Consider the following 12493-nt stretch of genomic DNA (forward strand, 5'->3'; position numbering starts at 1 on the left):
TAGAGAAGTCGTCCTGTCAAGCGGTATCCACGCCCGGGGGAGGCACACGCCATGGACCACGTTGCGGACCGGTTCGTCCGAGACATCGCCGAACTGCGCATCACCGACGCCGAGGAGGCCGGCGGCAAGGGCGCCAACATGGGCGAGATGGTGGCCGCCGCACTGCCGGTGCCACCCGGCTTCGTGCTGCTGCGGGACTGCTACCTGGAGTCGATGCAGGCCGGCGGTGTGCGCTCCGAGCTGGCCGCCCTGCACGACGAGGCGTTGGCGAAGGTTCCCGACACCGAACAGCTGCCCGCACTGTGTGAACGGTTGCAGAGCCTGGTGCGCAAGGCCGGAATGGCCGATGAGGTGCGGAAGTCGGTGCTGGCCGCCTACCGCCGGCTGGGCCCGGACGCGGTGGTCGCGGTCCGGTCGTCGGCGACCGGCGAGGACGGCCGGGACGCCTCGTTCGCCGGGATGAACGCGACGATGACCAACGTCGCCGGTGAGGACGCGCTGCTCGAAGCGGTTGTGCGGTGCTGGATGTCGCTGTTCAGTCCCCGGGTCATCACCTACCGCGCCAGCCGCGGCTTCACCGACGAGCCGGCGATGGCCGTCGTGGTGCAGCAGATGATCGCCTCGGAGAAATCCGGGGTGGCGTTCACCGCCGACCCGAGCAGCGGCGCGCAGGACCGGGTGGTCGTCGAGGCGGCCTGGGGGTTGGGCGAGGTCGTCGTCGCCGGCCAGGTCGAACCGGACACCTATGTCGTCGCCAAGGAGGACCTCGGGGTGCTCGACGTGCGGATCGGCCACAAACCGTTCAAGATCGTCCGCGGCCCCGACGGGAACGACCAACGCGTCGACCTGCCCGACGACCAGGCCCACGCCCGCGTCCTCGACGACCGCGAACTACGCCGCATCGCCGAACTGGCCATCGCCACCGAACAGCACAACGGCTGCCCCCAGGACACCGAATGGGCCATCGACGCCGCGGGTGAGGCGTTCCTGGTGCAGGCCCGGCCGATCACCACGTTGCGTCACGCCGCCGCTCCCACGTCGGAGGAACACGTCACGCTGGCCCGCGGCCTCGCCGCGGCGCCCGGGCTGGCGTCGGGCAGGGTCCGGGTGCTCAGGTCGCCCGAGGAGGGTTCGCAGCTGCAGGACGGCGAGATCCTGGTGGCCCCGATGACGAATCCGGACTGGCTGCCGACGATCCGCCGGGCGGCCGCGCTGGTCACCGACACCGGCGGGATGACCTGCCACGCCGCCATCGTGGCCCGCGAGCTGGGGGTGCCGTGTGTGGTCGGCACCCGCACCGCCACCCGCGATCTGCACAACGGCACCACCGTCACCGTCGACGGCACGCACGGCCGGGTGGTGTCCGGCCGGATGGCATCCCCCGCCGCTGCGGTGACGTTGGCCGAACCGGCCGCCCGACCGGCCCTCGCCGCGCCGGCCGAGGTGACCGCCACCAAGATCTACGTCAATCTCGCCATGCCCGATTCCGCCGAGGAGGTGGCCGCCCGCGGCGCCGACGGTGTCGGCCTGCTGCGGGCGGAGTTCATGCTCACCGAGGCGCTCGGCGGCCGGCATCCGCGCGATCTGATCGCCCGCGGGGAACAGAACGACCTGGTGCAGGGGATGGTGAACGCCGTCGGCCGGATCGCGGCCGCGTTCGCGCCCCGGCCGGTGGTGTACCGCGCCACCGACTTCCGCACCAACGAGTTCCGCGGCCTGGCCGGCGGGGACCGGTACGAGCCCGAGGAACACAATCCGATGATCGGTTACCGGGGCTGCTACCGCTACATCAAGGAACCGGACGTGTTCGCGCTCGAACTCCAGGCGCTGGCGCGGGTCCGGGAGGAGAACCCCAATGTGGCGTTGATGATTCCGTTCGTGCGGACCCGCTGGGAGCTCGAGGAGTGCCTGGAGCTGGTCGACGCCAGCCCGCTGGGACGGCAACGCGGGCTGCGCCGGTGGGTGATGGCCGAGGTCCCCTCGGTGGTGCACTGGTTGCCCGAATACGTCGGGATGGGCATCGACGGGGTGTCCATCGGCAGCAACGATCTGACCCAGCTGATGCTGGGGGTGGACCGCGATTCGGACATCTGCGCCGAGTTGTTCGACGAGTCCGACGCCGCGGTGCTCGATGCCATCGGACGGATCGTCGGTACCGCCCGCCGGCTGGGCATCACGTCCTCGCTGTGCGGGCAGGCGCCGTCGACCGATCCGGCGTTCGCCGAGCATCTGGTCCGGATGGGCATCACCTCGGTGTCGGTCAATCCCGACGCGCTCGAATCCGCGCGCCGCACCGTCGCCGCGGCCGAGCGGCGGATCCTGCTGGAGTCCGCACGGAACGTCCAGGGAGATGCCCCGGCCGACGCTAGGTGAAGCGGACCGTGGTGCCCGGCTCCAGCCGTTGCACCCGGCCGTTGCACTCCACCGCGACCGGCGGCAGATCGCGCGGTGCGACGCTGATCTCGGCGCCCCGTCCGCTGACCCGCACATACATCTGGTGTCCCCGGTAGCGGATCGGAAATCCCAGGGCGCCCAGTGATTCCGGCCAGTTCGGCGACAGCACGATGCGATCGGAGCGGGTTTCCAGACCGGTGAAACAGCGCTGGACGAGGTCCACGCTGCCGGCCATCGCCGCGAGATGGATGCCCTCGGCGGTGGTGCCGCCCTGGATGTCGGCGACGTCGGACTTCAGCACCCGCTCGAAGTACTCCATCGCCCGGTCCCGGTTGGCCCGAGCCAGCACCCAGGCGTGCACCACCGCGCTCAGCGTCGATCCGTGCGAGGTGCGGGCCAGGTAGTAGTCGACCATCCCGGGGATCTGCTCGGCGGTGAACCGGTAGCCCAGATGTCCGAGCAGCTCCCGTAGTTCGTCCGCCGACAACAGATACAGCAGCATCAACGCGTCCGCCTGTTTGGACGCCTTGTACCGGTTGACGTCGTCACCCTCGGCCTCCAGGATCCGGTCGAGCCGCTGGATGTTGCCGTACCGGCGGCGGTAGCCGTCCCAATCCAGTTCGGCCAGTTCGCCGTAGCCCTCGAACTGACTGATGATTCCGTCATGGAACGGTACGTACATCCGCCGGCTCACATCGTCCCACTGCGCCAGTTCCGCGGCGGTGAGGTTCAGCTTCTCGCGGACGTCGATCCGGTTCGGCAGCGGTATCAGGTTCAGGGCCTCGAGCGCCCGCAGGATCACCCACACCGCCATCACATTGGTGTAGGCGTTGTCGTCGACGCCGTCGAACGGCCGATCGGGATACCCGGCGTGGAACTCGTCCGGACCGATCACCCCGCGGATGCGGTAGCGACCACGCCGGGTGTCGAACTCGGCCCTGCTCACCCAGAACCGGGCGATCTCGACCAGCAGTTCGGCGCCGTGGTCGATCAGGTAGGCCAGATCCCCGGTCACCTGGTAGAACTGCCACACGTTGTAGGCGATGGCGATCCCGATGTGGTGCGCCCGATGGCTGGGGTCCGAATTCCACCGCCCCGAACGCGGATTCAGGTGCAGCTCGGGGCTTTCCTCGCGACCGTCGCTGCCGGACTGCCACGGGAAGATGGCGCCGCGGTAGCCGGCCAGCCGGGCGGCCCGCCGGGCCTCGGGCAGTCGCCGGTACCGGTACTGCAGCAGCGATCTGGTGATCATCGGAAAACGTAGGTTCAACACCGGGAAGATGAACAGTTCGTCCCAGAAGATGTGGCCGCGGTAGGCCTCGCCGTGCAGCCCGCGGGCCGGCGGCCCGATGTCCAGGTCGGCGCTGTGCGGGGAGACCGTCTGCAGCAGGTGCAGCAGATGCAGCCGCATGACCCGCAATTCATCGGTGTGGTCCTCGAATTCGATCGACAGCCGCCGCCACAGATGTGCCCACGCCACGGTGTGCGCCGCCCGGATCTCACCGAATCGGCCCTGGCGCTCGAGAATCCGTTCGGCGCTCTCCGACGGTTCGGAGCTGCCCACGTCCCGCCCCGTCGACAACGCCACGACCTTCTCCACCGTCAACCGCTGTCCCCGCGACAACCCGGTGGTGATCTGGTGTCCGATCTCCGATTCCTCGTCGACCAACCGGTATCCGGCGCTCACCGGGTCACCGTCGCGCCACGCGGTGGTGCGCGCCGCCATCGCGATGGGGATCCGGGACTGGTTGGTCCGCACTGACAGCAGGACGGAGTCGCCTGTGAGCGCGGACTTGCCCAGCGATTCGAGATGGTCGCCGCGCAGGTCGCGGTACCGCTCCACCAGGCCATTGCGCACGTCTCCGTCCAAGGTGGAACGGACGTCGACGGTTCCCGACCAGTCCTCGGCGACCAGGGTGGTCTCCAGCGCGGCGATGTGCGCGGTGTGCATGGCCACGAAGCGCTGCTGGGTCACCGACGTGGTGCGCCCGGCGTTGTCCCGGAAGCGGAGTTCGCGGGTGAGCACCGCGCCGCGCAGGTCGAGCGTCTGGCGGTAGTCGAGCAGCGTGACCGCGTCGACGTCGAACCAGGGACCACCCTCGATGCGGAAGGTCAACGGCAGCCAGTTGGGCAGGTTGACCATGCTCTCGTGCGCGGTCACCCGGCCGTCGACCACGTCGTCGAGGCGGTTGAACACACCGGCGGCGTAGGTGCCCGGGTAATGCACCTGCCCCGCCCTGGCTTCGGGGGCCGCTCCCCGGGTGGCGAAATATCCGTTTCCCACGGTGCACAACGCCTCCCGCAGCTTCTCCTGCCGGGGGTCGTAACCCCGGTAGCTGAACGTCCACGCCTCGTTCGAGGTTTGCCGCTGGTAGGCAATCCAATTGCCGCCGCGCCGGAGGAATTCGCACACCTCCTCGGCCCCGTCGAGGCGGAACTGCGCCCCGGTGGGCCGGTCTGCGGCCCCGAGGTGGTGAACCACGACCGACACCCCGTCCAGACGCAGGACGTCGAAGGCGGCCTCGTCGGCCAGCTCTGAGCCCACATAGATCGGCAACACCGGTTCGGGCCGGCCCATCCGGGCCCGGATGGAGGTCAGGGCGGCCCCCGGATCCCAGTCGGTGCCGTCGAAGCGGTGGTGGCTGCCGTCGGGGGCGACGACCTCCCGTCCGTGGCCGCCGGCATACCAGAGGCCGTCGACACCGACCCGGGCCCGCAGCTCGCTCACCTCCCGACCGCTGATCACCGCGACGGGACACAGCGACGCGAGCTTGCGCAGTGCCGCGGCCGCACCGTCGACCAGGGTCGCGGTGTCCCGGTCCGCCAGCGCACCGTCGAAGCGGCAGAACACCACCGGTTGGCGGTTGGCGACGATGCCGATCAGCAGTCCATAGGAGGCCAGCGCGTTCGACAACGCCGAGACCGTCCGGTACCGGTCGCGGACGACGGCCTCGGCGAAGTCGTCGACACCGGCCACGAAGGCGAAGCCGCCGTAGTGTCGCGATGTTCCGGTCCGTCCGATGATCACGGTCCGCTCCGGGGCGGCGTTCACCCGCTCGGCGGCCGCCAGCGCCACCGTCCGGGAGCCCCCGGGCGGATCGCCGCTCACCCCGCCGACCGCGACTCCGAACAGGTCGTCGATCCCGGCGGCGTGCATAAGGTCCGCGCCGTCACCGTCGGGTGCGAACACGGCGACGGCGATGCCGGCGTTTCGCAGCTTGTCCGCCAGGATGATCGCCGAATCACTGACCCGAGCGCCTGCCCCGTCGCCCGCCGCGGCGTCGACCACCGCACCGAGTTCGAACAACACCGCGTCGTGGAAACGCGGGTCGATGACGACGGAGGCGGTCATCGTCGCTCCTCCCGATCACCGGCAGCGCCCGCCCCGAGCGGGCCGGGTGCACCTGAACAGACGACGCTACGGCTGATTCGATGGAGAGCCAAAGGGCCGAACGTCATCGATGCGTCACCGGCCGGCGCGCCGTGCACACATGCGGGACGAAAGACCCTGATGTCCGGGGTCCACCGCGGTTAGGGTCGATGTACACCTCGGCACGATGAAGGGAGCAGTCACATGTTCGACCAGGGCATCGCGGTCGGTGTCGACGGCTCACCGGCCTCCCGGGTGGCGATCGACTGGGCCGCGCGAACGGCTGCCATGCGCAATGTCCGGTTGTTGCTCTGCCATGTGACGCCGCCGGCCGGCGCCGTGCTGGCACCGCCGCTTCCGGTGCCCGAGGGGCTGTTGGAATGGCAGCAGCGCCAGGCGGAGGAGCACCTGCGGGACGCCGTGAAACTGGTCTCCGAGAGCGTCGGCGACGATCTGCGGGTGCAGACCCGGGCGCTGCAGGGCACCCCGGTGCCGACACTTGTCGAGGTCTCCAAGGAGGTCGGCCTGATGGTGGTGGGCGCCCGCGGCCTGGGCGCGTTGCGTTCGTGGGTGCTCGGCTCGGTGAGCATGGGGCTGGTGCAGCACGCCCGCTGCCCGGTCGCGGTCATCCACGACGAGGATCCGCTCGTCGACCACCCCTCGCAGGCGCCGGTGCTGGTCGGCATCGACGGGTCGCCCACCTCGGAGTTGGCGACGGCCATCGCGTTCGACGAGGCCTCCCGGCGTGGTGTCGGCCTGGTCGCATTGCACGCCTGGCGTGACTGGGGTATCGGCCAGTGGCCGGATCTGGACTGGGAAGACATGAAAACCATGGGCGAGCAGACGCTTTCGGAGCGGCTCGCGGGCTGGTCGGAACGCTACCCCGATGTCGAGGTCGAGCGGGTGGTGGTGTGCGACAACCCGGCCCAGCACCTCATCGAGCGCTCCGATGAAGCCCAGTTGGTGGTGGTCGGCAGCCGCGGCCGCGGCGGGTTCACCGGCATGCTGCTCGGTTCGGTCGCCACCGCGGTGGTGCAGTCGTCGCGGATGCCGGTGATCGTCGCCCGCCCGGCATGACCGGCTCACCGGCATGACGGGCCGGCGGGTCAACCGGTCCGGCCGCTGCGCAGGCGCCCCAGCGCATCGGCCCGCTCGGTGAGCCAGGCCCGCAGCTCGGCCGCGGCCGAATCCAGGTCCTGCCGGCTGAGGCCGTCGGTGACGGGCACGGCCGCCACGACCTGGTCGAGCAGGTCCACCGCCCGGCCGTCGGCGTAGAGCTGGTCGTAGAGCTCCCAGTACACCGTCTGGTAGAGCTCATCGAACGCCGGCGCCGCCAGGAACCGTTCCTTCAAGAGGTTCCCCTCCCGCCACGGCGGCCCTCCGCTCGGCGGCCAGTCTTGCGGGGGCGGCGGCATGCCCGGCGGGGGTTTCATCTTCAGCGGATCCCGGGGGCCGAGGTCGGGGTCACCCATCACCATCGCCAGGTTGAGGTCCCAGGACAGCACGGTGAACCTGCGCGTCGCCAGGTCGTACCACAGGTAGTAGTTCTGCCCGGGCCCGGCCATGTCGTCGGCGTTGACCAGCAGATTCTGGGTGGCCACGTACCGGGCGAACGACTCCACGTCCACCCACCGGGACAGCCCGGCGGCGAACGCGTCGTCGTCGGCGGTGTCGAGCCAGTGCAGAAAGTCGATGAGCGGCTGCAGGTTACCGGTTTCCGCCGCGTTCACCTGTTTGAACTCGTGGGCGTAGGCGGCCTGGCTGGGGCCGCGGTACTCCAGCCGGGATCCGGCGCGCGCCTTGTACAGGTATCCGTCGGTGCCGAACACCCTGGCGGGGTAACCCTCGTCGGGGTGTTCGAGCACCAGCCGGGTGGTGGTGGCCCCGTTGATCGAGTAGGTCACGTAGGCGTAGCGCTGCGTCGGTTGCCCGGTCAGCGCCGTCATGGTGAGGGCGAGCGCCTCGTTGAGCACCGGCGCGCCGGGCCGCACCGCGAGTTCGGTCATGCCCTGATAGGCCCGTCCGGCGGCGTGTTCGTCGAAGCTGAGCAGCAACGGCAGCGAGGTCGGATCATCCGCGGACACCGCGCTGAACGGAGCCTTCGACGGTGGTGGGCCCGACCATCCCGGCGGCCCGAACCCGTCGCCGCGCAGCCCCATCAGCGTCGAATTGCCCTTGAGCCGCACCGCCACATCGTCGATCACGGTGCCGTCGATGGTGACGCGCGCGGTCATCCACTTCTTGTCCCCGTCGGCGGCGTACTGCGCGATCATGTCGCGGTACTGGGCATCGGACATCTCGACCGACACGGTGTGGGCGACCGTGGGATCGAACAGATCGACCGTGCCGGCGATGTCGTGGGTGATGCGCGGTGCGGCGACGTGCACCGCCCCGGTGACGTACGGGCGGATGCGGACATCGCCGAACCAGACCGCGACGAACGCCAGCACGGCCACCGTGGCGACGAGCGGTTTCCAGTGCTGGCGCAACGGTTTCGGAAGCCGGCGCACCAGCCGCCGCGGCAGGCCGGGGCGGTCCATCAGAGGTCGGTCTGGTCGTAACCGGTCAGCACGGTCACCCGCTGACCGGTGTTCACCGCGCTGAGCGCCGCGATCAGGTCGGCGCCGGTCCTGCCCTTCTTCAGCTGCGCGGTGTAGTACAACTCGTTGAGGGCGCCGGATCGTACCGATTCGGTTGACACCAGCTCGAATTCGGAGCAGTGCTCGATGAGGGTGTCCTCGACGCGGGCGGTGTACTCCGGCTCCGGCGGCACCTGCACCTTCACCACCTGCCGTTTGACGTCGAGTTTGAACATGTTGAATTTGCTCATCAGCACCAGGACCAGGCAGATGGCGACGGTGGCGCCGACCGCCAGCGCATAGAACCGGGTGCCGGTCGCCATCCCGATCGCCATCACCAGGAAGACGAACCCGACGTCGCGGGTCTCCTTGATGGCGTTGCGGAATCGAATCACCGACAGGGCCCCGACCAACGCGAACGCACGGGCGATGTTCGAACCGACGACGAGCATGATGACCGAGATGATCATGCACACCATCACCAGCGTCTGCACGTAGGACTGGCTGTAGGACACGTTCTTGTGGGTGTAGCGGTACACCCAGCCGACGATCACCGCCAGCACGAACGACAGCGCCAGCGACACCACCACGTCGAACACGCTGAACGTTCCGCTGAGATCCTGCAGTTCGATGGTCACGCGTGCACTCCTGATCGGTTCGTGTTGTCCGCGGCCGGGTTCGATGCTGCCGTTTCCAGCAGATCGGCCGGCGCGGTGAGGTCGGCGCCGTCGGGCAGCACCAGCTCCGGAGCGCCGGTGATCGACCGTGGCACCAGACCGAACGCCTGCACCGACTGGCAGTACTTCGAGATCCGCACCACGGTCAGGTTCAACCGGGCCAACAGGTCGGTGACCCAGTACGGAACCCGTTCGTTGGCCTTGATCTCCACGATGGCCAGCTTCGGCGGGATGGTGTAGCGGTTCGGCGCCGCGGCGGCGAAATGGAAGTCCCGGTCGCGGCCGTGCACCTTGTGGTCGATCGTCACCCGCAGACCCAGGTCCGCATCCCGGCCGAGGAAAGCCTCCCGCAGATATCCGGTGGTCACCACCGGGCGCAGGTCCAGGTTGCCGACCAGGGTCGAGACCTCGTGGACGAACGGGCGCTGCGCCGGGTCGCAGTCGATGTCCTCGCGGTCGTGGAGCCAGCGCAGCGCCGTCCCGTACGGCAGCGCGATGCGGCGTTTCTGGGTCACCCGGTTGACCCGCTGTTTGACCTCGACCTGCACCTCGGTGTCGGCGGTGCAGGCCGAGGGTGAACCGTACAGGCGCATCCGCAGCTTGCGGCGGAACCGCAGGCCCTCGATCTTCTCCCAGTAGAACCGCAGGTCCGCAGTGTCGTAGTACAGCGAGGTGACCGGATACCCGCCGTTGCACGAGTGCGGGTCGAGGTCCATGTGGGCGGCCAGTTCCTCCCGCAACCGCGGAACGGTCAACTCGTCGACGAAGTACTTGATCTCATACCGGTTGAAGGCGTGCAGCCGGCTGGCGGTCTGTTGATAACCGACCGGTGAGGCCGAACCGGCACCGCGCGGTTCCCGGTCGCCCCGTCCGCGGCGCCGGATCACCACGCCGCGATCACCGGCGCAGCAGTCTCCGACATGGCTGAACTCCTCGTGTCGCCAAGGTGAACGGGACCCGACAAGGATACAAAGAACTTAGCTGATCTTGCTTTTCTGGTGCGGGCCGGTGGGGGTGAGAACCGCGACCCCACGCCGTGAACGTGGCGGCGGCCACGCGTGGATCAGGTGAGCGGCACCGACCAGTGCAGCCGGGCTCCGCCGTCCGGCCGGTTGTGCACCTCCAGGGTGCCGCCGGCGTGACGGGCCCGGTGCCGCAGATTGGCCAGCCCGCTCTCGGTGACCTCCCCCTCGGGGAAACCGCGGCCGTTGTCGGTCACCTCGATGGTCAGATCGTCGTCCACCGAGACGTCCACGCTCAGATCGGTGGCTCCGCCGTGCCGCACCGCATTGCTGACCGCTTCCCGCACCACGGCTTCGGCGTGGTCGGCGAGCACCGCGCTGATCACCGACAGCGGTCCGGCGAACTGCACCCGGGTCCGCACCCCGGCGTCGGAGAACTGGTTGGCCGCCTCCCCGATGCGCTGCCGGATCTGGCTGCCGGTGGCCGGGCCGCCGTGCAGGTCGAAGATCGTCGTGCGGATCTCCCCGATCACGGCCTGCAGATCGTCGATGCACTCCGACAGCCGCTGCTGCACCTCGGTGGAGCGGGCCCGCGGGATGGTGCCCTGCAGGGTCAGCCCGACCGCGAACAGCCGCTGGATCACGTGGTCGTGCAGATCACGCGCGATGCGGTCGCGGTCGGACAGCACGTCGAGTTCACGCATCCGCCGTTGGGTGGCGGCCAGCTGCCAGGCCAGGGCGGCCTGATCGGCGAAGGTCACCAGGATCTCGAGCTGTTCGTCGGTGAACGGTCGGCCCTCCTCGGCCCGGCACACCACCAGCACGCCGTTGACATTGCCGGGGACACTGCCGGTCACCCCCAGGGGCAGCGCCACCGCCGGTCCGCACAGCCGACGCGGCCCCACCGTGAAGTCGGCGGTGAACCGGCGGGCGGCGCGATCCCGGAACGCCCGGCCGACCTCGGTGCCGGCCACCGCGATGGTGGTCAGCGCATCGGCGGACCGGTCGTCGTCGGCCGTCAGCCCGGCGGTCTCCACCACGACCAGCTCCTCGACGTCCTCGGCGGCGACCTCGGCGTCGGCGGGGTCGGCGCCGGCCGGCACCGCGACCAGGGTGGCGTCGGCGCGGGTGAGCTCGAGGGTCCGCTCGGCGATCAGTCGCAGCGCGGCGGTCGGATCGGACCCGGCGAGCATCTCGGTGGCGATGTCGCGGGTCGCCGCGATCCAGGCCTGCCGGGTGCGGGCCTGTTCGTAGAGCCGGGCGTTCTCGATCGCGATGCCGGCGGCCGCGGCGAGCGCCTCCACCAGCACCTCGTCGTCCTCGTCGAACGGCAGACCGTCGGTCTTCTCGGTCAGGTAGAGATTGCCGAACACGGTGTCGCGGGTCCGGACCGGCACGCCCAGGAAGGTGCGCATCGACGGATGGTTCGGCGGGAAACCGACCGATGCCGGATGGTCTTTGATGTTGTCCAGCCGGATCGGTTTCGGATCGTCGATGAGCACCCCGAGCACACCGCGGCCCTCGGGCAGATGGCCGATGAGGCGAGCGGCGTCGTCGTCGATCCCGTCGTAGATGAACTCGACGAGTTCGTGACCGTCGCCGCGCACCCCGAGGGCGCCGTAGCGGGCGTCGACCAGCTCGGTCGCGGTCTGCACGATGGTGCGCAGGGTGACATCCAGTTCCAGGTCGGAGGTCACCGTCAGCATGGCCTCCACCAGGCCGTCCAGCCGGTCCCGTCCCTCGACGATCTGCTCGACGCGGTCCTGCACCTCGTTCAGCAGCTCCCGCAGCCGCAGCTGGGCCAGCGTGCTGCGCACCGCGGCCGGGGTCCTGCGCTGTTCACGCCGGTGGGACATGCCGGATCACCCCCGCGGATCGATGGGCCGGTCCAACTTGGAGACGAACACCGCCGCCTGGGTGCGCCGCTCCATGCCCAGTTTCGCCAGCAGCCGTGACACGTAGTTCTTGACGGTCTTCTCGGCCAGGAACATCCGGGCGGCGATCTGCTTGTTGGTCAGCCCCTCGCCGATCAGGCTGAGCAGCACCCGTTCCTGATCGCTGAGCCCGGCCAGCGGATCGGGTTGATGATCGGCGCCGCGGAGTTTGGCCATCAACGCCTCCGCGGCCCGGTTGTCCAGCAGCGACCGGCCCGCACCGACGTCCTTGATGGCCTGGGCCAGCTCCATTCCCTTGATGTCCTTGACGACGTATCCGCTGGCCCCCGCCAGGATCGCGTCGAGCATCGCCTGATCCGAGGTGTAGGACGTCAGCATCAGGCAGCGCAGGTCGGGCATGCGGGCCAGCAGGTCCCGGCACAACTCGACGCCGTTGCCGTCGGGCAGCCGGACGTCGAGCACGGCGACGTCGGGTTGCGCCGCCGGGATCCGCGCCATCGCCTGCGCGACGGTGCCGGCTTCGCCGACCACCTCGAGGTCGGGGTCGCTGTCGAGCAGGTCGATGAGCCCGCGGCGGACCACCTCATGGTCATCGACCAGGAACACACTCACCATG

At 69.5% G+C, this 12493-nt stretch carries 8 protein-coding genes; 2 read left to right on the plus strand and 6 right to left on the minus strand.

What is annotated here, in order from left to right; translation table 11 throughout:
* The first annotated feature begins 51 nt into the window (after positions 1-51).
* Positions 52-2373, plus strand: coding sequence for a phosphoenolpyruvate synthase (gene ppsA, locus CKW28_RS17680; protein WP_003924003.1), 2322 nt, complete (start codon positions 52-54; stop codon positions 2371-2373).
* Here ppsA and CKW28_RS17685 read toward each other — a convergent pair.
* On the minus strand, positions 2366-5746 hold the full coding sequence (locus tag CKW28_RS17685; RefSeq protein WP_003924005.1) for a trehalose-phosphatase: 3381 nt from the start codon (positions 5744-5746) through the stop codon (positions 2366-2368). The genes ppsA and CKW28_RS17685 overlap by 8 nt on opposite strands.
* A 222-nt stretch (positions 5747-5968) precedes the next feature.
* On the opposite strand from CKW28_RS17685, the gene CKW28_RS17690 reads away from it, so the two are divergent.
* Positions 5969-6841, plus strand: coding sequence for a universal stress protein (locus CKW28_RS17690; protein WP_003924007.1), 873 nt, complete (start codon positions 5969-5971; stop codon positions 6839-6841).
* A 29-nt stretch (positions 6842-6870) separates the two neighbouring features.
* Here CKW28_RS17690 and CKW28_RS17695 read toward each other — a convergent pair whose 3' ends face one another.
* The 5 genes from CKW28_RS17695 to dosR form a co-directional block, all read right to left on the minus strand.
* On the minus strand, positions 6871-8304 hold the full coding sequence (locus CKW28_RS17695; protein WP_003924009.1) for a CotH kinase family protein: 1434 nt from the start codon (positions 8302-8304) through the stop codon (positions 6871-6873).
* On the minus strand, positions 8304-8981 hold the full coding sequence (locus tag CKW28_RS17700; protein WP_003924010.1) for a DUF4956 domain-containing protein: 678 nt from the start codon (positions 8979-8981) through the stop codon (positions 8304-8306). The genes CKW28_RS17695 and CKW28_RS17700 overlap by 1 nt, the downstream gene beginning before the upstream one ends.
* Positions 8978-9910 (minus strand): polyphosphate polymerase domain-containing protein, encoded by a 933-nt coding sequence (locus tag CKW28_RS17705; protein ID WP_003924011.1) that lies wholly within the window; start codon positions 9908-9910, stop codon positions 8978-8980. Before CKW28_RS17705 ends, CKW28_RS17700 begins: the two co-directional genes overlap by 4 nt.
* Before the next feature lie 173 nt (positions 9911-10083).
* Complete coding sequence (locus CKW28_RS17710; protein ID WP_003924012.1) at positions 10084-11838, minus strand: GAF domain-containing sensor histidine kinase; 1755 nt, start codon at positions 11836-11838, stop codon at positions 10084-10086.
* 6 nt (positions 11839-11844) lie between these two features.
* Complete coding sequence (gene dosR, locus CKW28_RS17715) at positions 11845-12492, minus strand: hypoxia response regulator transcription factor DosR/DevR (RefSeq protein WP_003924013.1); 648 nt, start codon at positions 12490-12492, stop codon at positions 11845-11847.
* Position 12493: the final 1 nt, after the last annotated feature.

It is taken from the genome of Mycolicibacterium thermoresistibile, assembly GCF_900187065.1.
In the GTDB taxonomy this organism is placed as follows: Bacteria; Actinomycetota; Actinomycetes; order Mycobacteriales; family Mycobacteriaceae; genus Mycobacterium; species Mycobacterium thermoresistibile.